Below are 24,864 nucleotides of genomic sequence, written 5' to 3'. Positions count from 1 at the left end.
CGCGCGGGGTGCCCGTCACTAGTCGGGGGGCTACGGGGTGGGAACGACGGGGTGGCCTGCGCGCACGGGCCCGGAACCGGCCCGGCGGCGCCGAGGTCTGCCGGACGCCGTGGGCATCGCGGTGCTCGGCGCCTGCGCCGTGTGGGCACTGATCAGCGCGACCGCGCGGGCGGGGCGTCCCGAGGGCGTGCTCCTCGCGGTCCTCGCCGTCGCCGCGGGCTACGCCTGCGGGCGGATCGGCGGCGCGCTCGTCCCCGTAGGAGCGTCGGCCCTGGTCGGCTGCGGCGGCCTGGGCATCGCGCTCCTCGCCCCCGGCTCGGTGCCGGCGCCCGACACCCTGGCCCCCCTGGGCCGCTCCGGAGCGACCGCCGCCCTGCTCGCCCTGTCGGCGGGCGCGCTGTGCTGTGCCGCCTGGTCGGCCCGCCGCCGGGAGCTGCGGGTCGTGCTGCACGTCGCGGCGGCCGGCGTCGTCGTCCTGGCCGCGGTCACCGGTTCGGGCGCCGGGGTCGCCGCCTGCACCACCGTCGTCCTGTGTTCGCTCGCGGCGGCCCGGATGCGACGGCGGGCGCTGGGCCTCGCCGGACTGGGGCTCGGCACCGCGCTCGTCGTCGCGGTGAGCCTGGCCCTCGCCGAGGGCGCGCTGCCCTCGGGCCTCACGGACACCCTGGAGGGCCGGATCACCCGGCACCGCCTCCAGCTCTGGCAGGAGGCGCTGCGGCTGGCGAAGTCCGATCCCGCGCTCGGCGTCGGACCCGGCCGCTTCGGCGAACTCGACACGAGCCTCGTCACGACCGCGCCGCCGGACGGCAAGCCGCACTCGGCCGTCCTCCAGGTCGCCGCCGAGCAGGGCACCGTCGGCCTGATCCTGCTGACCGCCGCCTACTGCTGGGTGCTCTACGTCCTGTGGCGCTCCGCCCGTCCGACCCCGGTCGTCCTCAGCGCGGGCGCGGCCCTGACCGCGGTCGCCGTGCTGGCCACGGTCGGCAACGCACTGAGCTTCACCAGCGTGACGGCGGGCGTGGGCCTGCTCGCCGGCATCGCGACGGCGGAGCCCCTCGCCCAGGAGCCCCCGCACGACGAGGCGGCGGCCCCGGAACGAGTCCGGGACGGCCGCTGACCCATCCGGTTCAGAGCGCCGCGGTGGGCTTCAGGCGGTCACGGATGTGCCGGACCGCGCTCTCCGCGTTGTCGACGGTGACGGTGAACTTGCGGCCGTCGCCGAGGCTCAGGACGAGGCCCTCACCGCGCCGCACCACGACGGCGGTGCCGATGTCGGGGCGCCAGCGGTAGCCCCAGCCGCCCCACTGGCGCGGCGTGACCCGGGGCGCGAAGTCCGCGTCGACGACATGGTCGAGCGGGATGCGGCGGCGCGGCAGTCCGACATGGCCGCAGCGCACCTCCAGGTGGTCCTTGTCGACCTTCACCGCGACGTGCAGGAACGCGAGCGTGCCGAAGAGGATGAGCAGGCCGACCGCGATGAGGCCGACCACCGACATGACGAGCGCCGCGATGCCCGTCGCCCAGGAGCTGTCCACGGCCAGCTCGATGCCCAGGGCCAGACAGGCGAGGCCGCCCAGCGCCAGCAGCCACTGCACCCGGTTGTGCGCGTGGCCGGTCCAGATGTCGCTGCCCGGCGCGGTCGTACGGCGCCCGGGATGCTCTCCTGCGGCGTGTTGCCTCATGTCATCGAGCGTACTCAGGTTCCGCTGCGAAAGCACCGGCTTGCGGAGGGTGACTCCCCCGTACGGCGTCGGGCGTCACCCGGCGTGGCTGACCGCCTGCAGTCCGCGCCCCTCGGCGTACGTGAGCGCGGCCGACGGCAGCGTCTCGTGCCGCCCGCTGAGGATCACGGTGAGCCCGCCGCGGACCTCCGTGGCCGGCTCGGGGCGCGCGCCGATCCGGCGCAGGGCCTGCGCGGCGACGGCGCCGGCACTGCCGTGCAGCACGAGCGGCTCGGCGCCGGGCCGCTGCACGGCGGCCCGGATGCGCTCGGCGACGAGCTCGTAGTGGGTGCAGCCGAGCACGACCGCGCGCACGTCACGCGGCGTGAGCGCGGCGGCTGCCGCGACGGCCCGGTCGATGCCGTCCTCGTCGGCCCACTGCACCGCGTCGGCGAGACCCGGGCAGGGCACCTCGGTCACCTCGACACCCGCGGCGAAGTCGCGGATCAGTCCGCGCTGGTACGGGCTGCCGGTCGTGGCGGGGGTGGCCCAGATGGCGATGGGACCGCCGCCGGCGGCCGCGGGCTTGATCGCGGGCACGGTGCCGATGACGGGGATCTCCGGCTCGAGCAGCGCGCGGACGGCGGGGAGCGCGTGCACCGTCGCCGTGTTGCACGCGATGATCAGGGCGTCCGGGCCGTGCGCCGCGGCGGCTTCACAGGCGGCCAGGGCACGCCGCGTGACGTCCTCGGAGGTGCCGCGGCCCCACGGCATGTTGTCCGGGTCCGAGGAGAGCACGAGGTCGGCGTCCGGCCGCAGGGTCCGTACCGCGGCGGCGGCCGCGAGCAGTCCGATTCCCGAGTCCATCAGCGCGATCTTCACCCGGAAACCATAGACGATGCCGCCGACACGGCACCGCCCGTGGGGCAGACTGCGACGGATGGACGTCGTTGCGTGGATCACCGCGGCCTCGCTCGCCGCGTGGGTGTGGCTGCTGCTCTGCCAGGGGTTCTTCTGGCGCACGGACCTGCGGCTCCCGCCGCGCGCGGAGCCCGCCGCGTGGCCGGACGTCTGCGTCGTGGTGCCGGCCCGCGACGAGGCGGCCGTGCTGCCGGACAGTCTCCCCTCGCTCCTGGCCCAGGACTATCCCGGACGCGCGGAGATCTTCCTGATCGACGACGGCAGCACGGACGGCACCGGGGACGTGGCCCGCACCCTCGCCGAGCGCCACGGCGGACTGCCGCTGACCCTCGCCTCGCCCGGTGAACCGCCGGCCGGCTGGACCGGAAAGCTGTGGGCCGTGCGGCACGGCATCACCCTGGCACGCGCGCGCGAACCGGAGTACCTGCTGCTCACGGACGCCGACATCGCGCACGGGCCGCGGAGCCTGCGCGAGCTGGTGGCGGCGGCGCACGCCGGAGGCTACGACCTGGTCTCCCAGATGGCGCGGCTGCGGGTGGCGAGCGCGTGGGAGCGCCTGGTGGTCCCCGCGTTCGTGTACTTCTTCGCGCAGCTCTATCCCTTCCGCCGGATCGCGGTACGGGGTTCGCGCACGGCCGCGGCGGCGGGCGGCTGCGTGCTGCTGCGCACCGAGGCGGCGGAGCGGGCCCGGATCCCCGACGCGATCCGTCAGGCGGTCATCGACGACGTGTCGCTCGCCCGCGCGGTGAAGGGTTCCGGCGGCCACATCTGGCTCGGCCTGGCCGACCACGTGGACAGCGTGCGCCCCTACCCCCGGCTCGCCGACCTGTGGCAGATGGTGTCGCGCAGCGCGTACGCGCAGTTGCGGCACAACCCGGTCGTCCTGCTGGGCACGGTGCTGGGCCTCGCGCTCGTCTATCTCGTCCCGCCGCTCGCCCTGATCGCCGGAGCGGTGACGGGCAGCGCGGCGACGGCCGTCCTCGGCGGGCTCGCCTGGGCCGTGATGGCAGGCACCTACACGCCGATGCTGCGCTACTACGGACAGCCGCTGTGGCTCGCCCCGCTCCTTCCCTTCACCGCGTTCCTTTACCTCCTGATGACGGTGGACTCCGCCGTGCAGCACTACAGGGGGCGCGGCGCCGCATGGAAGGGGCGTACGTACGCCCGTCCCGACGCGGCGCCCGAACAGCGGTGAACAGCACGTCCGGGGAGCGTCACTTGCGGCCGGGCGTCCAGTTCATGCCCCATCCGTAGACCTGGTCCACGGTGCGCTGCGGGCTGACGCCGCGCTCCGGTACGAGATAGCGGGCCTCGCGCTGCACGGTCAGGTCCTGTCCCGTGCCGGTGATCAGGGCGAGGGCGCAGACGGTGGACGGGACGGTGCACTCGTCCAGGGAGAAGTCGATCGGCGCACCGCCCTGCGGGGTCAGGGTGACGGTCGCGTGGAGGTCGGCGAAGCTGCGCGCGCCTTCGTAGATGGTCACGAAGATGAGGATGCGGCGGAACGCCTGCTTGTGGTCCAGGTTGATGGTGAGGTTCTCACCGGTGGCGATGCTTCCGGTGCGGTCGTCGCCGTCGAGGTGGATGTACGGCGGCTGGTGCAGCGCCCCGAACGCGTTGCCCAGGGCCTGGACGACGCCCTTGCGGCCGTCGGCGAGTTCGAAGAGGGCGCACAGGTCGAGGTCCAGGTCGCGGTGCATCGCGGTGGCACGGCCGCGCTTGCTCCCCCAGCCGCTGAACTGCTTGCGCATCTCCCAGTTGAGGTTCACGCGCATCGCGCCCGAGGTGCCGCCCTGTTTGGCGAGGGAGACGGAGGGCGCGGCCTTGGTGAGCGTGACCTTCGTGAGGCGGACCGGCCCGGAAGCCGGGGGCGCGGGAGGCATCGGGGGCGCCGGGGCGACGGGCGGCGGCACCGTCGCCGGGCGGGCCGGTGCCTGGGGCGCGGGAGGCGGGGGCGGTGCGGCGTGCTGCGGCTCGTCGACCGTGATGCCGTAGTCCGTGGCGAGGCCTTCGAGGCCGGTGCTGTAGCCCTGGCCGACGGCGCGGAACTTCCAGGCGCCCTGGCGCCGGTACAGCTCCCCGAGGACGAAGGCGGTCTCCACGGAGGCGTCGGTGCTGTCGAAGCGGGCGAGCTCGGCGCCGCCGGCCGCGTCGAGGACCCGGACGTACAGGCCGGGGACCTGGCCGAAGGCGCCGCCGTCGGACGACGCGGCGAGGACGATCCGCTCGATGCCCGGCTCCACGCGCGCGAGGTCGACCGCGAGCGTGTCCGTCACGGCGCCGCCGGCAGCGTTCTTCCCCTCGTGCCGGACCGCGCCGGAGGCGTGCACGGGCTGGTTGTAGAACACGAAGTCGGCGTCCGAGCGGACCTTTCCGGCCACCAGGAGGAGAGCGGACGCGTCGGCGTCGGGAACGCCGGGCCCGGACCGCCATCCCAATTCGACGCGCACCGCCGGAGCCGGCACCGCGACATTCGATCCTTTGATCATTGTCATGTATCCCCCAACGCTCGTCTCCGGCTTCCCGGTCAACCTATTCCGAGGCCCTCACGACACCCCAGAGGCAGGTCCGAAGATCGCCGGCCAACCGCCGGTAACCCGCCCGTACTCGGCCTTTACACGATTCCGACGCCGCCGGACGACCGATTTTCCCAAGTTCGCTCGGATTGGGGACGCGTGGTCACACCCGGCGCTCAAAAGAACCCTCTTATCGGTCTACCCCAACCACCACATCGTGGGCTTAACTTATGTGCCATGACCTCCCCCCGCTCCACCTATGGCGGCGGTTACTACTCCGCCCCGTCCTTCCCGGACACTCCGATCTACGATTCTCTCGTCGCAGAGCGGGGCACACCCCAGATCGCACCGATCCGGGTCTCGCCCGCGTACGACACCGGCAGTCATCTGCCCGCGCTGCCGTCGGCGCTGCCCGCGCTCCCGGCCGCACCCTCCGCGCCCCAGCCCCAGTACGGTTACGCGGCCCCGCAGCCCGCCCCGATGCAGGCCGCGCCGACCGCCTACATCCCGCAGCAGGCGAGCGCTCCGCGCGGCTACCCGGGCCCGCAGGTCCAGCAGCAGCGCCCGATGCAGAGCACCGGCTACGAGGCGATGCGTCCGGCCGCCCCGCGTCCCGCGCCCGCCCCGGCCCCGTACGAGGACCCGTACAACCGGCAGCAGTACCGCGGCTACTGACGGTTCGGGCCCGGACCGGGCCCGAACTCGGGGGCTGTCGGTGCCTGCTGGCAGGATGGCCCCATGCCGAATCCCGCACTCAGTTCGATCCACGTCCACCCGCTCAAGGCGGTTCGGGGGCACGCGCCACAGGCGGCGGACGTGGAGCCCTGGGGGCTCGCGGGCGACCGGCGCTGGGTGCTGGTCGACGCCGCGGGCAAGATCGTCACCCAACGCCCGCACCCGCGTCTGGCGTTGGCCGCCGCCGAGCTGCTGCCCGGCGGCGGTGTCCGGCTGTCCGCGCCGGGAATGGACCCGCTGGCGGTCGGCGTGCCCGCGCCCGTGGCCACGACCACCATCGACGTCTGGGGCGACAAGGTCGAGGCGGTCCTCGCGGACGACGCCGCGCACGCCTGGTGGAGCGCGTACCTCGACGCCGACGTGCGCCAGTTGCACCTGGACGATCCGGCGACGCGACGGCCCATCGATCCGGCCTACGCCCGCCCGGGCGAGACGGTCAGCTTCGCCGACGGGTATCCGCTGCTGCTGACGACGGTGTCCTCCCTGGACGCGCTCAACTCGCTGATCGCCCAGGGTGATCACGCGGACGAGGGCCCCCTGCCGATGGACCGTTTCCGGCCGAGTGTCGTCGTGTCCGGCACCGCCCCCTGGGCGGAGGACGACTGGTCACGCATCGCCATCGGTGACGTCACCTTCCGTGTCGCCAAGAAGTCGGGCCGCTGCGTGGTGACGACCACGGACCAGGCGACCGCGCAGCGTGGCAAGGAGCCGCTGCGCACGCTCGCCCGCCACCGCCGTTTCGGCGACCAGTTGTGCTTCGGGACCAATCTCGTGCCCGAGACCACGGGCACGGTCCGCGTCGGCGATCCGCTGATCGTCCTGTGACCCTCGAATAAGCGTCACCCCCAGGGGAACCCGGAGCCTCGACCCGCCGTTAGGAGACAATGGCGGGACAATGGCACCGCGGAGCCATCGGCCTTCTGCGGCGGGTGGGGTGATGTCGCTCTCTCTTCGCCCGTCCGGCGCGTGAACGCCGGCGCCGCGGGCTATGACGGGAGCGGAAGGGGGTGCGGACCGTGCGAGCGATCGTCGGACTCTGGCGCTGGCGCCACAATCCGCTGCGCCGCGGCACCGATCTGGCCGAGGCCTGGATCGCGTTGGCCGCCCTGATCCTCATCGTCGTGGCGGGCCCCGTCGTCGGGGTCGTCGCGGGATCCCTGTCGCGGGACGCCCTGTACAGATCGGTGGACGAGCAGCACAGTCACCGGCAGGAAGTCGTCGCGACGGTCGTGAAGAAGGTGGCGCAGCCGCCTCTGGACACGGACCCCGAGACCGCGACCGCGCGGGACGCGCACAGCCGCGTCGTCGCCACGTGGACGGCGCCGGACGGCTCGGCGCACCGTGACCGGGTCGTGGCCGCCCTCAAGTCCCCGCAGAGCGGTGACACCTTCCCGCTGTGGACCGACGAGCAGGGTCATGTCGTCGGCCGGCCGCTGGACAAGGCGACGGCGACGACGCACGCGGTCCTGGCCGGATTCGGTGCCGCGGTCGCCCTCGGAGGTCTGGTCGAAGGTACACGCAGAGTGGTCGTCTGGCGCATGATCCGCCGCCGGTACGCGCGTTGGGACCACGCCTGGGACATCGCGGGACCCGACTGGGGCCGGACCGGCACGGGCAGCTGACGGGCTCTCGACTCTGGTCAACCAGGGTGCCGCACGCACGCTACGGTGGACCCACCTTTGGCAGAAGCAGCGCCGGGCAGGGCGCGAACGGACCCGCGTACGACGAGGTGGGGGCAGATCAGCGCCATGGCACAGGGCACGGTCCAGGTGACGCACACGGGCACTTCGCGGTGGCGCCGCCGCACAGGCGAGTACGCCTCCCTGGCCGCGGCCCTGGACGCGGCGGGCGACGGCGACGTCCTGACGATCGCCCCGGGCACCTACCGGGAGAACCTGGTGGTGCAGCGGGCGGTCACGCTCCGTGGCCCCGAGGGCTCCCCCGGTTCGGTGCGCATCGCGCCCGTCGACGGGGTGCCGCTGACGGTCCGCTCGTCGGCGACGGTCCAGGACCTGCATCTGGAGGGCCAGGACGCCGCGGCTCCGGCCCTGCTGATCGAGGAGGGCGCGCCGGAGATCACCGACATACGGATCGTGACCCGGTCCGCCTCGGGCATCGAGGTGCGCGGCGGCGCCCGCCCGACGGTCCGCCGCTGCACCGTGGACAACCCGGCGGGCATCGGGATCGCCGTGCTCGACGGCGGGGGCGGCGTCTTCGAGGAGTGCGAGATCGTGGCGGCCGGCCAGGCCGGTGTCGCGGTGCGCGGCGGCGCCCACCCGCGCCTGGAGCGCTGCCGCGTGCATCACGCGTCCGGCGCCGGACTCTCCGCGACCGGCGAGCACAGCGGCCTGGAGGCCGTGGGCTGCGAGGTGTACGAGGTCAAGGGCGCCGGGGTGCAGATCACCGGCCGGGCGGTCGCCCACCTCACGGACTGCGACGTGCACCGCACCACCGCCGACGGCGTCACGATGGACACCGACGCGGTGCTCACGCTGGCCGACTGCCGCATCCACGACATCCCGGAGAACGCGATCGACCTCCGGTCCCGTTCCGTCCTGACGCTGACCCGCTCCACGGTGGGCCGCTTCGGGCGCAACGGCCTGTCGGTGTGGGACCCGGGCACGCGCGTCGACGCCAACCAGTGCGAGATCCACGACAGTACGGGCGACTACCCGGCGGTGTGGGTGAGCGACGGGGCGACGGCGGTCCTGGAATCGTGCCGGGTGCACGACGTGCCGGACGCGCTGTTCGTGCTCGACCGCGGCTCGCGCGTGGATGTCGTGGACAGCGACCTGTCGCAGGTGCGGAACACGGCGGTGTCGGTGAGCGACGGCGCGACCGCGCAGCTCGACGACTGCCGCATCCGTGAAGCGGCGACGGGCGCCTGGTTCCGTGACCACGGCAGCGGCGGCACGCTCGCCAACTGCACGGTGGACACGACGCAGACGGGCGTGATCGTCACCAAGGGCGCCGACCCGACGATCGAGCGCTGCACGGTCACCTCCCCCGCGGAGGCGGGTTTCTACGTGTCGGCGGGCGGCCGCGGCACGCTGACCGGCTGCCGGGTGACGGGCAGCGGCGGCTACGGCTTCCATGTGATCGACGGCTGCCGCACCACCCTGCGCAAGTGCCGCACCGAGCGGTGCGCGCGCGGTGGTTACGAGTTCGCGGAGGACGGGCCTCAGGTGGAGGACTGCACCAGCGACGAGAGCGGCGGGCTGCGGCCGGGCGCCAAGGCCCCCGCGCCCGAGCCGGTCGTCCAGACGGCGACGCAGACCGTCGGCCTGCTGAGCGCGGTGCCCGATCAGCGGCCGGCGGCCACCGCCGAGGACCCCGCGTCCGCGGCGCGCTCGTCGAAGGACGTGCTCGGTGAACTCGACGCGCTGGTGGGTCTGGAGAGCGTGAAGCGGGAGGTGCGGGCGCTCACCGACATGATCGAGGTGGGGCGCCGGCGCCAGGAGGCGGGCCTCAAGGCCGCGTCCGTGCGCCGCCATCTGGTCTTCACCGGCTCCCCCGGCACCGGCAAGACGACGGTGGCGCGGCTGTACGGAGAGATCCTGGCCTCGCTGAACGTGCTGGAGAAGGGCCACCTCGTCGAGGTGTCCCGGGTCGACCTGGTCGGTGAGCACATCGGCTCGACGGCGATCCGCACCCAGGAGGCCTTCCAACGGGCCCACGGCGGCGTCCTGTTCATCGACGAGGCGTACGCCCTGTCGCCCGAGGACTCGGGGCGGGACTTCGGACGCGAGGCCATCGACACGCTGGTCAAGCTGATGGAGGACCAGCGGGACGCGGTCGTGGTGATCGTCGCCGGGTACACGGCGGAGATGGAGCGCTTTCTCTCGGTCAACCCCGGTGTGGCGTCCCGTTTCTCACGCACCATCACCTTCTGCGACTACCTGCCGGAGGAGCTGCTGCGCATCGTGGAGCAGCAGGCCGACGAGCACGAGTACCGGCTGGGCGACGGCACGGGCGAGACGCTCCTGAAGTACTTCACCGAGATGCCGAAGGGCCCCGCGTTCGGCAACGGCCGAACGGCGAGGCAGACCTTCGAGTCGATGGTGGAGCGGCACGCGGGGCGGGTCGCCCAGCTCCCGGAGCCGAGCACGGACGACCTCACCCTGCTCTATCCGGAAGACCTTCCGGCGCTGCCCTGAGCCTCGCCGCTCTCGCGAACCGCCCCTTCGGGAGGCAGCTCGCCTTCGGGACGCGGCTGCGGCACTTCGGGCCGCAGCCGCGCGAGCAGCCGGGCGCGTTCCTCGGCGAAGACCGGGTCGGCCTGGTAGTCGCTGTGGCCCAGGATCGGCGCGGGCAGCGGGTGCCGCTCGGTGCGCCCGTAGGCGAGCGGGTCGAGCAGGGCCGGGTGGTCGACCTGCTCGGCGCCCTCGCCGGGCAGGCCGATGGGCCCGCCGATGGGGTCGGTCCTGCGGTACAGGTTGCGCCAGCAGTCGACCTGGTGGTGCAGGGAGGCGAGCGCGGACGGGCCGAAGTGGACGGGGAACCAGCGCCCGTAGAGCCGTTCCAGCGGGGAGCCGTAGGTGAGGAGCGCGACGCGTTTGCGGACGGCGGGGTGCAGCTGCCAGGCCGCCGCGGCGGCGAGGACGCTGCCCTGGGAGTGGCCCGACAGGACGAGACGGCCGCCGGTGGCGCGGGTCCAGCCGGCCATGCGCCAGGTCAGGTCGGGCACGGCGCGCTCCGCGTAGCACGGCGGCGCGAAGGGGTGGGCGGCGCGCGGCCAGAAGGTGCCGACGTCCCACAGGATGCCGATGGTGCGGCGGGCGGAGGCGTCCTTGTAGGCGCGGCGGCCCGAGGTGACGAGAAGTATGAAGCCGAGGCCGACGAGCCAGGAGCCGAGTGCCTGAGCGGCCTCGGCGGCGCCCTCGACGATCGGGTAGGTGCCGTCGGCGGCGGCGCCGGGCACTTTCCCGGTGGCCCAGGCGCCGGCCACGGCCAGCGCGCCGAGCAGCAGGCTGACGGCACCGACGGCGCCGATCATCAGGGGGGCCCGGTCGGTGAGGGCGGCCCGCGCGCGCGTGCCGGCGATGCGTTCGGTACGGGCGTGGTCGGGGCGGTGCTCGCCCTGGAGGTCGGCGTCGTCGTGCAGGTCGTAGTCGCGCAGGACCTGCCCCACCTCCTCCTTCTTCATGCGCAGGGTGCGGACGGCGAGGTAGGCGCCGAGGACCGCGAGGACGACGAGGAGCGGCGGGATGACGGAGGCCTGCCAGGACAGCAGGACGGGCGGGCCCGCGATGGTGTGGCCGGTGCCGTCCAGCCAGTCGGCGACGCGCTGGGCGACGCCGCCGGTCATGACGCCGCCGAGGGCGCAGGCCAGCATGGCGGTGGCGGGTCCGCCGAGCCCGCGCAGCGCGGTGCGCCGATCGGGCGCCGTGCGGTAGAGCGCGCGGGCGACGAGCGCGGCGCACAGGACGAGGGCGCCCTCGACGAGGGCGATGCCGCCGAACGTCGTGTCGCCCGGCAGCCGTCCGGCGGACTGCCAGCCGGGCCGGGACCAGGCCGCGTAGAGCACGGTCAGGGCGAGGAGGGCGAGGGCGCCGCGCGGGAGGGCCCGCAGGACGGTGCGGTCGATCGTGGTGTCGAGGCGGTTCTCGCTGCGGCCGCGCCGGGCCACGACGACGATGACGGTGGCGGTGCCCGCGATCAGGGCGCCGACGAAGGCCCAGCCGAGGACGTTCAGGAGCACGGGTCCGCCGGAGCCGCGGTCGTACCGGGCGGCGGAGAGGCCGACGGCGGCGGACACCGTGAGCAGTCCGGCGGCGGTGTGCGCGGCCCGCAGCCGGGCGACGAGGCGGCGGCCGTACCAGAAGCCGGGCTTGCCGAGGGCGGAGGTGGGGCCGCTGTCGTCGGCGTCGGGCTCGTGCGGCAGGGGGCGCTGCGACTCGTAGGCGCTCCAGGTCCGGTGCGAGAGGTACCACAGGAGGGTCGTCAGCGCGGTCGGCACGATCGCGGCGAGGGCGAGGCGGCGGCCGGGCTGGCTCCACCAGCCGCCGCTGCCGTCCGGCCCGGCGGCGAGGAAGCCGAGCCAGCTGTGCCGCTCGGCGCACGCGACGGTGCCCGCGCACTGCCAGGCGGCCAGGTCGAGCGCGACCTCGCAGGCGGCGGCGACGAGCAGGACGGTCAGGGTGAGGCCGATGAAGCGGATGAGCAGGCCGTACAGGCGCACGGCCTGCGGCTTCCGGCGGGCGTTGGGGCGCATCCAGTGCGCCAGGTTCACGACCATGAAGGGCAGCAGGAGCAGCCACAGGGCGCGGGAGCCGTTGCCCGAGGTGAGGTTGCACCACACGTACGCCTCGGGGACCGGCTTGCCGCGGTAGTCGTCGGGCCGCTTCTCGGCGTCGCGGTCGGTGACGCGGCGGAAGAGGGCCGAGGTGTCGTCGCCGGAGATCCGCACGGTGCGCGGATCGTCGAGCATCGCTTCGGGCGTGGTGCCGCCGACGCCGTGCACCAGGAGTTCGAGTGCGGTCTCGTCCGCGCGCCTCGGGTGCCGGCCGCCGCCTTCTCTGTCGTGCTGTTCGTGCTGTTCTTGCGCCATATTGATGTGTCCCCCGTTCTTCAGGGGACCAGGATCCCGGCTCTCCGCTTGCGTGCGTACCCCTCGTCACCGAATCTCCCCGACCTGTCACCCGGGTGGTCTTCGGGCGTGGGACAGGTGGTGCCACCGGTGTCGGTGCCACGTGCGAGGATGACGGGCAGGCCGTGGACGACGGCGGTGCGACCGGTGTGACGAGGCGAAGGGACCCGACGGGACGTGAGCGAGAATCAGAACCTGCTCGCGGAGCAGCGCCGCACCCTGATCCTCGACGAGGTCCGGCGCCGCGGCGGCGTCCGGGTCAACGAACTGACCAGGCAGCTCGGCGTGTCCGACATGACGGTGCGCCGCGATCTGGACGCGCTGGCCCGTCAGGGGGTCCTGGAGAAGGTGCACGGCGGCGCGGTCCCGGTCGTCGACGCGAGCACCCACGAGCCGGGCTTCGAGGCGAAGTCGGGCCTGGAGCTGAGCGCCAAGGAGGACATCGCGCGGGCGGCGGCGGCGCTGGCCGCGCCCGGCTCCGCGATCGCCCTGTCCGGCGGTACGACGACGTACGCGCTGGCGCAGCACCTGCTGGACGTGCCGGACCTGACGGTGGTGACCAACTCGGTGCGGGTGGCCGACGTGTTCCACACCGCGCAGCGCAGCGCGGGCAGCCGGCCGGGGGCGGCGACGGTGGTGCTGACCGGCGGGGTGCGCACGCCGTCGGACTCGCTGGTGGGGCCGGTCGCGGACCAGGCGATCGCGGCGCTCCACTTCGACGTGCTGTTCCTCGGGGTGCACGGGATCAGCCCGCGGGCGGGTCTGTCGACGCCGAACCTGGCGGAGGCGGAGACGAACCGGCGGCTCGTGCAGTCCGCGCGCCGGGTCGTGGTGGTCGCGGACCACACCAAGTGGGGGACGGTGGGCCTGAGTTCGTTCGCCGCGCTCGACCAGGTCGACACGCTGGTCACGGACCGCGGGCTGGCTCCGGAGGCGCGTGCGGAGGCCTCCGAGCACATGCGGCTGGTCGTCGCGGGTGAGCCGGAGAGCGGTACAGACATCTGACGGCACGGCCGCTATGGTGGCGCGAGCCCGGTCGCCGGGTGTGTCGCGCAAGCCTGCCCGAGCCGTCGTCCTCTGTGGGAGCTGAACGTTCATGGCACGTCGTCTGCTGCCCGTCGGCCCGGACTTCGCGGAGACCGCGCCGCTGCGTCTGGTCTTCGCCCGTGAGGTGTCCGCGCCGCCCGGCGCCGTGTACCGCGCGCTGGCGGAGGATGTCGCCGGCTGGCCCCAGTGGTTCTCGGCGGTGACCTCGGCCCGGTCGCTGGACGACGGGGCGCGGCGCGAGGTGCGGCTCAAGGGCGGCACGCGTTTCGTGGAGACGGTCGTGGCCGCGGAGCCCGACGAGGTCTACGCGTACCGGGTGGACGAGACCAACGCGCCGGGGATGCGGGCCCTGTTGGAGGAGTGGCGGATCGTCGCGGTGCCCGGGGGTTCGCGGGTGCAGTGGACGTTCGCGGCGGACGGCGCCGCCCCGTTCCGTTTCGGGCTCAAGGCGGCGCGGGCCGGGCTCGGCCGCGCGTTCCGCGACGCGGTCGGCGCACTGGAGCGCCGCCTCGCCTCGGCCACGGCTTAGAACCTCACCCCGGCCAGTTGCCCGTCTCCAGGAGCAGGTCGATCGCCTCGGCGTACGGGCCGATGTCCAGGCCCTGTTCGGCGAGCCAGGTGTCGGAGTAGTACTTGTCGAGGTAGCGGTCGCCCGGGTCGCACAGCAGGGTGACGACGCTTCCCCTGCGGCCCTCGGCCACCATCTCGGCGACGATCTTCAGGGCGCTCCACAGGCCGGTGCCGGTGGAGCCGCCCGCCTTGCGGCCGATGGCGTGCTCGAGCGCGCGGACCGCGGCGACGCTGGCCGCGTCGGGGACCTTCATCATGCGGTCGATGGCACCGGGCACGAAGCTCGGCTCCATGCGCGGCCGGCCGATGCCCTCGATGCGGGAGCCGCAGTCGCTGCGCGCGTCCGCGTTGTCCGTCGTCCAGCCCTCGAAGAAGCAGGAGTTCTCCGGGTCGGCGACGCAGATGCGGGTGTCGTGCTGCATGTAGTGGACGTAGCGGGCGAGGGTCGCGGAGGTGCCTCCGGTGCCGGCGGTGGCGACGATCCAGGTCGGACAGGGGTAGCGCTCCAGCTCCATCTGCCGGTAGATCGACTCCGCGATGTTGTTGTTGCCGCGCCAGTCGGTGGCCCGCTCCGCGTAGGTGAACTGGTCCATGTAATGGCCGCCGGTACGGGCCGCGAGGGCCGCCGACTCCTCGTACATGGTGCGGGAGTCGTCGACGAAGTGGCACTGGCCGCCGTGGAATTCGATCAGCCGGATCTTCTCGGCGCTCGTCGTACGCGGCATCACCGCGATGAAGGGGACGCCGATCAGCTTCGCGAAGTAGGCCTCGGAGACGGCCGTCGAGCCGCTGGACGCCTCGATGACCGGGCGGCCCGGCCGGATCCAGCCGTTGCACAGGCCGTAGAGGAACAGCGAGCGGGCCAGCCGGTGCTTGAGGCTCCCGGTGGGGTGGGTGGACTCGTCCTTGAGGTAGAGGTCGATGCCCCAGTGCTCGGGGAGCGGGAAGCGCAGGAGGTGGGTGTCGGCCGAGCGGTTGCTGTCGGCCTGGACCTTGCGGACGGCTTCTTTGAGCCAGGCGCGGTAGTCCGGGTCGGTGTGGTCGACGTCGAGCGTCGGCATCGGCCCGCCGGCCGGGCCCTCGCCTTGAGGATGGCCCTGCTGCATCGTGCTCACCGCGCGACTCCTTCGCATCGTCCCGAGCGTCCGCCCCCGATGATAGACACCTTCCACACGCTTCTCACCTGCATAAACACTGCTTTGGGCAGCTCAAAGCAAGGCCTGGTGGAGTGGGCATACTGGTACTGGTGGCCGGGCACGTGCAGACTGCACTGCACGGTGCACGCGCATCGGACCCGGCACGACGCGACAGATACGACGGGTACGACGGACACGACGGGTATGACGGATACGGCCAAGGGGGCGAGCGGCATGACGGAACCGGAGTTCACGGCCACAGGCGTACGGATCGGGCGGCGGCTGCGCTCGCTGACCCGGGCGGGGCAGGTCCGGATCAGGGGCGGCAGACTCGAGCTCCTGACGAGTTACGGGCGCGAGATCGACAGCGCGCCGATCGGTGAAGTCCGCGCGGGCAAGCCCTGGTTCGGGTCCGACGACCGGGCCACGGCCGAGGTCGACGGCCGGCGCTATCTGCTGCGGCTCGGTGGCCAGAGCGACGATCAGAGCGGTGACCCGGGCGGCGACGGGGGGCCGCGCGCGGCGCGGCGCTTCATCGAGGCGGTCCGCAAGGCGACGGGCCGCTCCGGCTGAGACCGGCCCGGCCCCGTTCTCCCCTCCACCGGCGCGGTCACCCGCCGGAGTTGCACGCACACGCCCCCTGAGTCACGCTGGTCTCACATCACTACTCAGGGTTTACCGGCGATGACGCTGCGAACCAGCCCGCCGGACATGCAGCGGGCGGTTCCGGCACGGTGTGGTCGCTCCGCTCGATCCGTTCTCGTCTTCTTCCGGACTCATTCGGTCTTCCGGACTCATTCGGGGAGGCAGTCGTGATCAGCCAGCCGAGCAGGCATTGCACGGTGGAGCTCCAGGCCCTGCCGTCGCGGATCGGGCAGGTCCGGTCCATCGTTTCGGCGCAGTTGCGCCACTGGCATCTGGAGCCGTTGATCGACCTGGCGGTGCTCGGGGTGACCGAGCTGCTGACCAACGTCCACCGGCACGCGGGGCCGGACAAGCAGTGCACCGTGGAGATCGAGCTGCTCAGCGAGCGGCTGACGGTCTCGGTGCACGACCAGGATCCCCGGCTGCCCGAGGTGCGGGACGCCGAGACGTTCGCCACGTGCGGGCGCGGCCTCGCCATGGTCGCGGCGGTCAGCGAGAGCTGGGGCGCGCACCGGCACGGCGTCGAGGGGAAGGTCGTGTGGTTCGCGCTGCCCGCGCCCGCCGCGACGGCTGCGGTGGCCCCGTACCCGGTGTACCGGACAGCGGCGATGCTCAGCGCCGAGGCTCCCTTACAGACTCCCGCCCGGTCCGCCGTCGCAGGCTGACCGGGCGGTGATCCTCCACCGGCGGAGGTCTCACTCCGTCGCGATGGCACGCAGCACGTCGAGTCGTGCCGCCCTGCGGGCCGGGCGCAGTCCCGCGAGGGCGCCGGCGGCGAGCCCGACGAGGGCCACGACGACGAGTTGCACGGGCGGCAGCGCGAAGGCGAACGCGCTGTCGCTCGCCGCGTCGGAGGCCTTCACGAGGACCCAGCCGAGGAAGCCGCCGAGCACGATGCCGCCCGCGGTGCCGAAGGCGGCGACGAGCACCGACTCCCAGCGGACCATGGCCCGCAGCTGGGACCGGGTCTGGCCGACGGCCCGCAGCAGGCCGAGCTCGCGCGTGCGTTCGTGCACGGCGAGGGTCAGCGTGTTGGCGATGCCGAGCAGGGCGATGAGCACGGCCAGGGCCAGCAGCGCGTAGACCAGCGTCAGCATCATGTCGATGCCGCCCGCCGAGGACTGCGCGTAGGCGTCGCGGGTCTGCACGTCCGGGTTGCCGTACTGCTGGGCGACCTTCTCCACCGCTGCCTTGCCGTCGGCGGTGCTCACGCCGTCCTTGAACATGACGGAGACAAGCGTGTCGGAGTCCTGGACGCGATGCGGGGCCCACGCCTGGCGCGTGATGACGTAGTCGCCCGCGAGTTCGGACTGCCCGTAGACGGCGCGGACCGTGAAGGGCGTGGTCGTGCCGTCCGTGAACGTGACGCGGGCCGTGTCACCGACGGAGAGGTGCTGCCGGTCGGCCTCGTCGCGGGTGAGCGCGAGGCCGTTCGTCCCGAGGTGGTCGAGGGAGCCCTGGACGCTGCCGAGGTCGAAGGAGCGGGCGAGGGCGACCGGGTCGGTGACGGTCAGGGCGCGGCCGGCGCCGTCCACCTTCGCGACGCCCTTGCCGAGCCCGACGGCGGTGTCCACTTCGGGCACTTGGGCGAGCGCGGGGGCGAGTTTCGGGCTGAGGCCGCTGCCGCCGGCGCCGAAGGACGGGGCGGAGACGGCGACGTCACCGGCGAAGGAGCGGTCGACGGTCTGGTTCATGGTCGCCTTGAGCGAGGCCCCGAAGACGGTGAACAGGGAGACGACGGCGACGCCGATCATCAGCGCGCTCGCGGTGGCGGCGGTGCGCTTGGGGCTGCGCAGCGCGTTGCGGCGGGCGAGGGCGCCGGTCACGCCGCGCAGCCGGGCGAGGGGGCTGCCGAGGGCGCGGACGGCGGAGGTCGAGGCGACCGGGCCGAGCACGACGAACGACGCGAGGGCGAGGACCGCGCCGACGGCCGCGAGGGTCAGCGACGGGCTGGCGAGGACGCCGACGAGCGCGGTGGCGAGGGCGATCACGCCGAGCGCGATGCCGGTGACGGCGCGGGCGCGGGAGGCGCCGGAGTCGTCGACCGAGGTCTCGCGGAGCGCGGCGAGCGGCGCGGTGCGGCCGGCCTTGAGGGCGGGCACGAGCGCGGAGCCGAGGCAGACGACGATGCCGACGGCCAGGGGCAGCAGCATGGACAGCGCGCTGATCACCAACGCGCCGTCGGGGAACGGGAATCCGATGGCGGGGAACAGCGCCTGGAGTCCGGCCGCGATGCCGATGCCGCCCGCGAGCCCCGCGGCGGAGGCGACGACGGCCACGGCGCCGGCCTCGACGAGTGTCATCGAGGTGACCTGGCGGCGTGCGGCGCCGAGCGCCCGCAGCAGGGCGTTCTCGCGGGTGCGCTGGGCGACGACGATCGCGAAGGTGTTGTGGATCGAGAAGGTGGCGACGAGCAGCGCGATGCCGGAGAAGACGAGCAGGAAGGTGGTGAACAGGGTCAGGAACTGGCCGGAGATCATGTCCGTGTTCTCCTGCGCCGAGGCCTGCCCGGTGATCGCCTCGACGCCGCGCGGCAGTTCGGGGCGCAGGTCGTCGACGAGTTGCCGCTGACTGACCCCGGGCTTTGCGCGGACCTGCACGGACGCGGCCTCGCCGGGCTTCGCGGTGAGGTACTTCTCGGCGTCGGCGCGGGTCATGCCGGTGAAGGTCACCTGGGCCATGCCGTCCTCGCCGCCGAAGGTGGCGAGGCCGACGACGGTGACGCGCACCGGGTCGGGCGTGCGCAGGGTGGTGGTGTCGCCGATCTTCAGGCCGCCCTTGTCGGCGGCGCCCCGGTTCACGACGACCTCGCCGGTCTTCTGCGGGGCGTGGCCTTCGGCGAGCCGGTACGGGTTGAGCTTCGGGTCGGTGATCCAGTTCCCGGCGAGGGTGGGCGGTCCCTGCCCGCCGATGGGCTTGCCGTCGGCGCCGACGAGCTGGCCCGCGCCCTGGATGTTGGGGACGGCGGCGGCGACGCCGGGCGCGTGGGCGAGGTCGTCGGCGAGCGCGGCGGACACCGGTTGCCGGGTGCCCTGGGCCTCGCCGGGCGTGGTGATGGCGTCGGCGCTGCGCACGACGGCGTCGGTGCCGCTGGTGGCGCCCGCGAAGAGGGAGTCGAAACTGGCGCGCAGCGTGTCGCCCATGACGAGGGTGCCGGCGAGGAACGCGACGCCGAGCAGGACGGCGGTGAACGTTCCGGCGAAGCGCCGCTTGTGGGCGCGCAGGGAGCTGAGGCTGAGGCGTACCGAGGCGTTCATGACGGGCCTCCCGGCCGGGACGCGGCGGTGTCGAAGGCCTTCATGCGGTCGAGGACCTTGTCGGCGGTGGGCTGTTCCATGCGGTCGACGAGGCGGCCGTCGGCGAGGAAGACGACCTCGTCGGCGTGGGCGGCGGCGACCGGGTCGTGGGTGACCATGACGACGGTGCGTCCGGTCTGCCGCACGGTGTCGCCGAGCAGTCCGAGGACCTCCTCTCCGGAGCGGGAGTCCAGGTTGCCGGTGGGTTCGTCGGCGAACACGACCTCGGGCCGGCCGGCGAAGGCCCGGGCCACGGCGACGCGCTGCTGCTGGCCGCCGGAGAGTTCGGCGGGCCTGTGGTGCAGCCGGTCGCGCAGCCCCACGACGTCGATGAGCGCGTCGAGCCATTCCGTGTCGGGCCGGCGTCCGGCCAGGTCGGTCGGCAGCGTGATGTTCTCGGCGACGGTGAGGGTCGGCACCAGGTTGAAGGCCTGGAAGACGAAGCCGATCCGGTCGCGGCGCAGCAGGGTGAGCCGCCGGTCGTCGAGGGCGCTCAGTTCGGTGTCGCCGATGTGGGCGGAGCCCTCGGTGAGGGTGTCGAGCCCGGCCGCGCAGTGCATGAGGGTCGACTTGCCGGAGCCGGAGGGCCCCATGATCGCGGTGAAGCGTCCGGCGCGGAAGCCGACGGTCACGCCGTCGAGGGCACGGACGGCGGTGTCGCCGGAGCCGTACACCTTGACGGCGTTCTCGACGCGCGCCGCGGTGCGGGTGAGCGTCGTGGTGGTCATGCCGCACCGCCCTTCGTGCCGTGCCGGCCGAACTCCTCGTTGAGGACGCTCAGGCGCCGCCAGTACTCGTCCTCGTCGATCTCACCGGCGGCGAAGCGCCGGCCGAGCACGGTGATCGGCGAGGTCTCGTCCGTCCGCGCCTGCGGCCCCTGGTTCCAGGGCCCGCGGCGCCCGCGCCACACGGTGCGGCGCAGCAGGGTGACGACGCCGATCACGACGGCCGCCCAGATCAGCGGGAAGAACAGGATCCACGGGCCGGGCCCGTCACCGCCGAAGTACGCCAGGGTCTGCATCTGACTCATCTCCCGAGGGGGTTGCTGCCGGTTTTCCGACCCTTCGAGCGTCCCGCCGCAAGGGGGTCCGCGTCGTCGTGCGGCCGGCGGCTGTGCCCGTACCTCCACGGGAGTACGGGGGCCGGTGGCACCTGCTCCCCCGGCATCGGGCCCGCCCTCTCGATTCTGTAACTACTAGTATGTACAGTGAGGGCATGGCCACTGGCACGAACACTCAGGAACGCCTCGTGGAGGCGACGCGCGAGCTGCTGTGGGAGCGCGGTTACGTGGGGACGAGCCCGAAGGCGATCCTGCAGCGCGCGGGCGTCGGCCAGGGCAGCATGTACCACCACTTCACCGGCAAGCAGGACCTGGCGCTGGCCGCGATCCGGCGCACCGGCGAGGAGCTGCGCGCGGCCGTGGACCGGCTGCTCGACGCGGACACCACGGCGTACGCCCGCATCGAGGCGTACCTGCTGCGCGAGCGCGACGTGCTGCGCGGCTGCCCTGTGGGCCGGCTGACGATGGACCCGGACGTGATCGCCGACCCGGAGCTGCGCGCCCCGGTCGACGAGACGATCGCGTACATCGAGGGCCGGCTCGCCGCGATCGTCCAAGAGGGCGTGGACAGCGGGGAGTTCGCGGCACGCCTCGTACCGGCCGAGATCGCGGCGACGGTCCTCGCGACGGTACAGGGCGGCTATGTGCTGGCCCGCGCCTCGGGCACGACGGAGGCCTTCGACGGCGCCGTCCGCGGCCTGCTCTCCCTGCTCACCCCCTGACCCGACTCCCCTTTCCTTTCTTACGAGTTCCTGCCCTACGAGTCCGACGAGTTCCCCTTCCTACGAGTGAGGACTTCATCCGTGCAGATCACGCGCACCGGCACCGTCTCCCAGCAGGGTCCGGCCGAACACTTCACCGGCACGGTCCGCCTCGAACCGGTCGCCGCGCCCGAACCGCCGTCCAGACTCCGGATGTTCAACGTGCACTTCGCGCCCGGCGCGCACACCGCCTGGCACACCCACCCGCACGGCCAGGTGCTGCACGTGACGGCGGGCGAGGGCCGGGTGCAGCGCGAGGGCGGCGCGGTGGAGGTGATCCGGCCGGGCGACTCGGTGTGGATCGAGCCGGGCGAGCGGCACTGGCACGGCGCGGGCCCGCGCACCGCCATGACCCATCTGGCCACGGTCGAGGCCGCCGAGGACGGCACGACCGTGTGCTGGGGCGAGCACGTCGGCCCCGCCGCCTACCCGGACGCCTGAGAGACGCCCGAGACTTCCGAGACGCCTGAGAGGAACCCGCGATGCACGCGTTGCAGTACGAGATCACCCTGCCCGCCGACTACGACATGGACGTGATCCGGGAGCGGGTCGCCACGAAGGGGCATCTGCTCGACGCCTTCCCCGGACTGGCCGCGAAGGCGTATCTGATGCGGGAGCGCGGCGTCGCCGGCTCGCCCGTGAACCAGTACGCGCCCTTCTACCTGTGGGCCACCGCCGAGGGCATGAACAGCTTCCTCTGGGGCCCCGGATTCCGTGGTCTCGCCTCCGACTTCGGCCGTCCGGTGGTGCAGCACTGGATGGGCGTGACGTACGAGCCGGGGCCAGCGGGTGGCGCACCGGCACGGACGGCGGTGCGGCGCCGGACGCCGATCGCCGAGGACGCCGAACTGGACGTACTGATACCGGAGTTGGAGCGCGAGGTCGCCGACCTTGCCGCCTCCGAGGGCGCGGTGTTCGCGGCGGGCGCGGTGGATCCGCGCACCTGGGAGCGGTGTGTCTTCTCGGTGTGGTCGGATGCGGCGCCCACGGCCGAGGGCGAGGTCTTCCACGTCCTGCATCTGTCCGAGCCGGAGCGGGACGGGCTGAAGCCGGGGCGGCAGTGGTGAGCGCGACCGTGCGGGGCGTGCGCGGCGACCTCGATCCGGCGCTGCTCGGAGTCGTGGACGCGCACGACCATCTCTTCTTCCGCAGCCCGCTGTTGAAGGGGCAGGAGCTCGACGACACCGACCTCGCACGGGAGGAGCTCGCGGCGTTCGCGGCGGTCGGCGGCGGGACCGTCGTGCAGTGGACACCGTACGGGCTCGGCCGCCGGGCCGAGGAACTGCCGGCGCTGTCGGCGGCCACGGGAGTGCACATCGTCGCCGCGACGGGGATGCATCAAGCCGCGCACTACACAAGGGAGTTGCTGGACGCCCGGCGCTCCGACCTGGCCGCGCTCTTCGTGCGTGAGCTCACCCAGGGCATCGGGGAGAGCGGGGTGCGGGCGGGCCTGATCAAGGTCGCGGGCGGCTTCCACGCGCTCGACGCGCACGCCCGGTGGACCATGTCGGCCGCCGCCGAGGCGCATCACGCGACGGGCGCCCCGATCGCGGTCCACCACGAGATGGGGACGGGCGCGCTGGACGTGCTGGACCTGTTGTGCGGGGAGTTCGAGGTCCCGGCGGACCGGGTGATCCTCGGGCACCTCAACCGTTCCCCCGACCTCGTGCTCCAGGAGGAGGCCGCCCGCTCGGGCGCCTATCTGGCCTTCGACGGCCCGTCGCGCGCCCACCACGCCACGGACTGGCGGATGCCGGAGGCGATGGCGGCGCTGGCCGACGTCGGGTACGCGGACCGGCTGCTGCTCGGCGGGGACACGACGACGGCGGGTGCCCGGTCGGTGAGCGGCGGGCCGGGGATGCCGTATCTGCTGCGGCGGGTGCGGCCCCGGCTGGAGTCGGCGCTCGGCGCGGACGGGCTGGAGCGGGTGCTCGTCGCCAATCCCGCCCGGGCTTTCGCCGTCGACTGGGCGTGAGCGCTCAGGTCTGCGCGGTGAGCGCCCCGAGCGGGTCGTCGAGGACGGGCTGCCAGGCCAGTTCGGCCGCGCCGACGAGGCTGTTGTGGTCGAGGGTGCAGGCCAGGATCGGGACGCCGCCGCTGCGGCCCCACAGGCTGCGGTCGGCGACCACGGCCCGCAGCCGCTCCGGGTCGGCATCGAGCAGCGAGCGGTGCAGGCCGCCGAGGATGATCCGGTCGGGGTTGAGGATGTTGACCAGCCCGGCGAGGCCGAGGCCGAGGCGGTCGATGAGCGCCTCGGTGGCCGCGCGGACCGGGGGGTCGTCCTTCTCGGTACGGATCAGCTCGCGGGCCTGGGTGAGGAGCGAGCCGTTCGGGTCGGGGGCGCGGCCGGCGGCCGTGAGCAGGGCGAGCGGGTCGGTCTCGACGTCGAGGCAGCCGCGGCTGCCGCAGTGACACGGGTGACCCTCGGGGTTCACGGTGAGGTGGCCGACCTCCAGGGCGAGGCCCGAACTCCCGGTGTGCAGACGGCCGTCGAGGACCAGGGCGCCACCGACGCCCCGGTGTCCGGTGGCGACGCACAAGAGGTCGCGGGCGCCCCGCCCGGCGCCGTGCCGGTGCTCGGCGAGCGCGCCCAGGTTGACGTCGTTCGCGGCGAAGGCGGGCCCGTCGAGTCCGGCCTCGCGCACCCGGTCGGCGAAGATCTCGCGGACCGGGGAGCCCGCGGGCCAGGCGAGGTGCAGGGGGTTGAGGGCGGTGCCCTCGGGCTCGGCGACGGCGGAGGGCACGGCGAGTCCCGCGCCGACGCAGCGCCGACCGGTCTCCTCCAGGAGCCGCATGCCGGTCTCCACGACGGAGCGCAGGACCTTCGCCGGGTCGGGGTCGATGATCTCGCGGCCGGGGGCGCTGGCGACGATGCGACCGCCGAGCGCGACGAGCGCCGCGCGGTAGCCGTCGGAGTGGACCTGCGCGGCGAGCGCGACGGGCCCGTCGTCGGCGAGGGAGAGGCGGTGCGAGGGCCGGCCCTGGGCGCCGGCGGCGGCGCTGGGGCGCGCGTCGATCCGGATGAGGCCGAGCGCCTCCAGTTCGGCGGCGACGGCGCCCGCCGTGGCGCGGGTCACGCCGAGCTCGGAGGTGAGGACGGCGCGGGTCGGGGCGCGTCCGGTGTGGACGAGTTCGAGTGCGGGGCCGAGCGCGCTGCGCCCCCGCTCCAGGCGCGGTGTCCGTACGGCACCGTCGCCCGTCGTAGGGCCCCCGTTTCCGGAGGCCGCCCTGCCGCCCATCAGCAACTCCTCGCCGTGATCACCGTCAGGCATCGTAGCCGCTCACCCGGAGGGTGATGTTGAGACGGCCGCTCAGGCCCAGTTCCGGGGGTGCGCTGCCCGGGTCGGTGCGGGGCACTCCGTGGTACGCGTATCGGGAGGGGCCGCCGAACACGAAGAGGTCGCCGCTGCGCAGCTCGATGTCGGTGTACGGCCGGGTGCGGGTCTCGGTGTTGCCGAACCGGAAGACGCAGGTGTCGCCGAGGCTGAGGGAGACGACGGGGGCGGGCGAGCGTTCGTCGCGGTCCTGGTGCAGGCCCATGTGGGCGCCGGGACCGTAGTGGTTGATCAGCGCGATGTCGTAGGGCTCGGCGGGCGCCTCGCCGAGCGCTGCCTCGGCGGCCCGGCGCCCGAGGTCCGCGAGCTCGTCGGGCATCGGTTTGACGGGCTGCCCGTCGCCGTCGACGGCGGTGCGGGCGTAGCCGTACGGGTACCAGTGCCACCCCAGACAGAACTGACGGGCGGTCATGGTGGCGCCGCCGGGGAGGACGACCTCGCGCAGGCCCGCGGGCGGTACGGCCCAGGTGCGGCAGCGCTCGACGAGGTGCCGCTGCGCGTCGGCGTCGAGCCAGTCGGGCAGATGCACGGCGCCGGGGGCGACCTCCCTGCGGTCCCGGGCGAAGAGCTCGTTCATGGAGCCATTCTCGCC

At 73.6% G+C, this 24,864-nt stretch carries 24 protein-coding genes; 14 read left to right on the top strand and 10 right to left on the bottom strand.

Annotated features, from left to right (window positions below):
• The first annotated feature begins 109 nt into the window (after positions 1-109).
• The gene (locus tag ACZ4E1_RS30285) at positions 110-1,117 is read left to right on the top strand and encodes an O-antigen ligase family protein (protein WP_467545455.1); all 1,008 of its coding nucleotides are present in this window, start codon (positions 110-112) and stop codon (positions 1,115-1,117) included.
• A 10-nt stretch (positions 1,118-1,127) separates the two neighbouring features.
• On the opposite strand, the gene ACZ4E1_RS30280 is transcribed toward ACZ4E1_RS30285, so the two are convergent.
• The gene (locus ACZ4E1_RS30280; protein WP_467545453.1) at positions 1,128-1,682 is read right to left on the bottom strand and encodes a hypothetical protein; all 555 of its coding nucleotides are present in this window, start codon (positions 1,680-1,682) and stop codon (positions 1,128-1,130) included.
• Positions 1,683-1,757: 75 nt separating this feature from the next.
• Positions 1,758-2,543 (bottom strand): glutamate racemase, encoded by a 786-nt coding sequence (locus ACZ4E1_RS30275; protein ID WP_467545451.1) that lies wholly within the window; start codon positions 2,541-2,543, stop codon positions 1,758-1,760.
• A 58-nt stretch (positions 2,544-2,601) separates the two neighbouring features.
• Here ACZ4E1_RS30275 and ACZ4E1_RS30270 point away from each other — a divergent pair, with 58 nt between their 5' ends.
• Positions 2,602-3,777, top strand: a complete 1,176-nt coding sequence (locus tag ACZ4E1_RS30270) for a glycosyltransferase (RefSeq protein ID WP_467545449.1) — start codon at positions 2,602-2,604, stop codon at positions 3,775-3,777.
• Between the two features lie 19 nt (positions 3,778-3,796).
• Here the strand turns inward: ACZ4E1_RS30270 and ACZ4E1_RS30265 are convergent, their stop codons facing one another.
• A complete protein-coding gene (locus tag ACZ4E1_RS30265) occupies positions 3,797-5,071 on the bottom strand; it encodes a TerD family protein (RefSeq protein WP_467545447.1) in 1,275 nt (424 codons plus the stop codon).
• Between the two features lie 264 nt (positions 5,072-5,335).
• Between ACZ4E1_RS30265 and ACZ4E1_RS30260 the strand changes: the two genes are divergently transcribed.
• The 4 genes from ACZ4E1_RS30260 (at position 5,336) to ACZ4E1_RS30245 (ending at position 9,990) form a co-directional block, all read left to right on the top strand.
• A complete protein-coding gene (locus ACZ4E1_RS30260; protein ID WP_467545445.1) occupies positions 5,336-5,773 on the top strand; it encodes a DUF6643 family protein in 438 nt (145 codons plus the stop codon).
• A gap of 63 nt (positions 5,774-5,836) precedes the next feature.
• Complete coding sequence (locus ACZ4E1_RS30255; RefSeq protein WP_467545443.1) at positions 5,837-6,658, top strand: MOSC domain-containing protein; 822 nt, start codon at positions 5,837-5,839, stop codon at positions 6,656-6,658.
• A 191-nt stretch (positions 6,659-6,849) separates the two neighbouring features.
• Positions 6,850-7,455 carry an Rv1733c family protein gene (locus ACZ4E1_RS30250; protein ID WP_467545441.1) on the top strand — a complete coding sequence of 202 codons (606 nt, stop codon included), beginning with the start codon at positions 6,850-6,852 and terminating at the stop codon, positions 7,453-7,455.
• A gap of 126 nt (positions 7,456-7,581) precedes the next feature.
• Complete coding sequence (locus ACZ4E1_RS30245; protein ID WP_467545439.1) at positions 7,582-9,990, top strand: right-handed parallel beta-helix repeat-containing protein; 2,409 nt, start codon at positions 7,582-7,584, stop codon at positions 9,988-9,990.
• Here ACZ4E1_RS30245 and ACZ4E1_RS30240 read toward each other — a convergent pair.
• The gene (locus ACZ4E1_RS30240) at positions 9,960-12,383 is read right to left on the bottom strand and encodes a hypothetical protein (protein ID WP_467545436.1); all 2,424 of its coding nucleotides are present in this window, start codon (positions 12,381-12,383) and stop codon (positions 9,960-9,962) included. The genes ACZ4E1_RS30245 and ACZ4E1_RS30240 overlap by 31 nt on opposite strands.
• 216 nt (positions 12,384-12,599) lie before the next feature.
• Here ACZ4E1_RS30240 and ACZ4E1_RS30235 point away from each other — a divergent pair, with 216 nt between their 5' ends.
• Positions 12,600-13,427 (top strand): DeoR/GlpR family DNA-binding transcription regulator, encoded by an 828-nt coding sequence (locus tag ACZ4E1_RS30235; protein WP_467545433.1) that lies wholly within the window; start codon positions 12,600-12,602, stop codon positions 13,425-13,427.
• A gap of 91 nt (positions 13,428-13,518) precedes the next feature.
• Positions 13,519-13,998, top strand: a complete 480-nt coding sequence (locus tag ACZ4E1_RS30230) for an SRPBCC family protein (protein ID WP_467545431.1) — start codon at positions 13,519-13,521, stop codon at positions 13,996-13,998.
• A 4-nt stretch (positions 13,999-14,002) separates the two neighbouring features.
• On the opposite strand, the gene cds1 is transcribed toward ACZ4E1_RS30230, so the two are convergent.
• Positions 14,003-15,145 carry an L-cysteine desulfhydrase Cds1 gene (gene cds1, locus ACZ4E1_RS30225; protein WP_467545792.1) on the bottom strand — a complete coding sequence of 381 codons (1,143 nt, stop codon included), beginning with the start codon at positions 15,143-15,145 and terminating at the stop codon, positions 14,003-14,005.
• Between the two features lie 264 nt (positions 15,146-15,409).
• Here cds1 and ACZ4E1_RS30220 point away from each other — a divergent pair, with 264 nt between their 5' ends.
• On the top strand, positions 15,410-15,748 hold the full coding sequence (locus ACZ4E1_RS30220; RefSeq protein WP_467545429.1) for a hypothetical protein: 339 nt from the start codon (positions 15,410-15,412) through the stop codon (positions 15,746-15,748).
• A 239-nt stretch (positions 15,749-15,987) separates the two neighbouring features.
• Positions 15,988-16,485, top strand: coding sequence for an ATP-binding protein (locus ACZ4E1_RS30215; RefSeq protein ID WP_467545427.1), 498 nt, complete (start codon positions 15,988-15,990; stop codon positions 16,483-16,485).
• Positions 16,486-16,515: 30 nt separating this feature from the next.
• Here the strand turns inward: ACZ4E1_RS30215 and ACZ4E1_RS30210 are convergent, their stop codons facing one another.
• From ACZ4E1_RS30210 to ACZ4E1_RS30200, 3 genes are read right to left on the bottom strand one after another with little or no spacing between them, the layout of a single operon-like run.
• Positions 16,516-19,077 carry an ABC transporter permease gene (locus tag ACZ4E1_RS30210; RefSeq protein WP_467545425.1) on the bottom strand — a complete coding sequence of 854 codons (2,562 nt, stop codon included), beginning with the start codon at positions 19,075-19,077 and terminating at the stop codon, positions 16,516-16,518.
• On the bottom strand, positions 19,074-19,844 hold the full coding sequence (locus ACZ4E1_RS30205; protein ID WP_467545424.1) for an ABC transporter ATP-binding protein: 771 nt from the start codon (positions 19,842-19,844) through the stop codon (positions 19,074-19,076). Before ACZ4E1_RS30205 ends, ACZ4E1_RS30210 begins: the two co-directional genes overlap by 4 nt.
• Positions 19,841-20,137, bottom strand: coding sequence for an SHOCT domain-containing protein (locus ACZ4E1_RS30200; RefSeq protein WP_467545790.1), 297 nt, complete (start codon positions 20,135-20,137; stop codon positions 19,841-19,843). Before ACZ4E1_RS30200 ends, ACZ4E1_RS30205 begins: the two co-directional genes overlap by 4 nt.
• A 194-nt stretch (positions 20,138-20,331) precedes the next feature.
• Here ACZ4E1_RS30200 and ACZ4E1_RS30195 point away from each other — a divergent pair, with 194 nt between their 5' ends.
• From ACZ4E1_RS30195 to ACZ4E1_RS30180, 4 genes are all read left to right on the top strand, one after another.
• Positions 20,332-20,898, top strand: a complete 567-nt coding sequence (locus ACZ4E1_RS30195) for a TetR/AcrR family transcriptional regulator (RefSeq protein WP_467545422.1) — start codon at positions 20,332-20,334, stop codon at positions 20,896-20,898.
• 81 nt (positions 20,899-20,979) lie between these two features.
• Positions 20,980-21,378 carry a (R)-mandelonitrile lyase gene (locus ACZ4E1_RS30190; protein WP_467545420.1) on the top strand — a complete coding sequence of 133 codons (399 nt, stop codon included), beginning with the start codon at positions 20,980-20,982 and terminating at the stop codon, positions 21,376-21,378.
• A gap of 41 nt (positions 21,379-21,419) precedes the next feature.
• Positions 21,420-22,004: a DUF4865 family protein gene (locus ACZ4E1_RS30185; RefSeq protein WP_467545418.1), complete on the top strand. Its 585-nt coding sequence runs from the start codon at positions 21,420-21,422 to the stop codon at positions 22,002-22,004.
• Complete coding sequence (locus tag ACZ4E1_RS30180; RefSeq protein WP_467545416.1) at positions 21,998-22,912, top strand: phosphotriesterase family protein; 915 nt, start codon at positions 21,998-22,000, stop codon at positions 22,910-22,912. The genes ACZ4E1_RS30185 and ACZ4E1_RS30180 overlap by 7 nt, the downstream gene beginning before the upstream one ends.
• Positions 22,913-22,916: 4 nt before the next feature.
• On the opposite strand, the gene ACZ4E1_RS30175 is transcribed toward ACZ4E1_RS30180, so the two are convergent.
• Positions 22,917-24,176, bottom strand: coding sequence for an ROK family protein (locus ACZ4E1_RS30175; RefSeq protein WP_467545788.1), 1,260 nt, complete (start codon positions 24,174-24,176; stop codon positions 22,917-22,919).
• Between the two features lie 25 nt (positions 24,177-24,201).
• Positions 24,202-24,849, bottom strand: a complete 648-nt coding sequence (locus tag ACZ4E1_RS30170; protein ID WP_467545415.1) for an alpha-ketoglutarate-dependent dioxygenase AlkB family protein — start codon at positions 24,847-24,849, stop codon at positions 24,202-24,204.
• Between the last annotated feature and the right edge of the window lie 15 nt (positions 24,850-24,864).

It is taken from the genome of Streptomyces sp. NPDC025806 (assembly GCF_055558275.1).
This window is presented reverse-complemented; position numbering and strand designations above follow the sequence as displayed.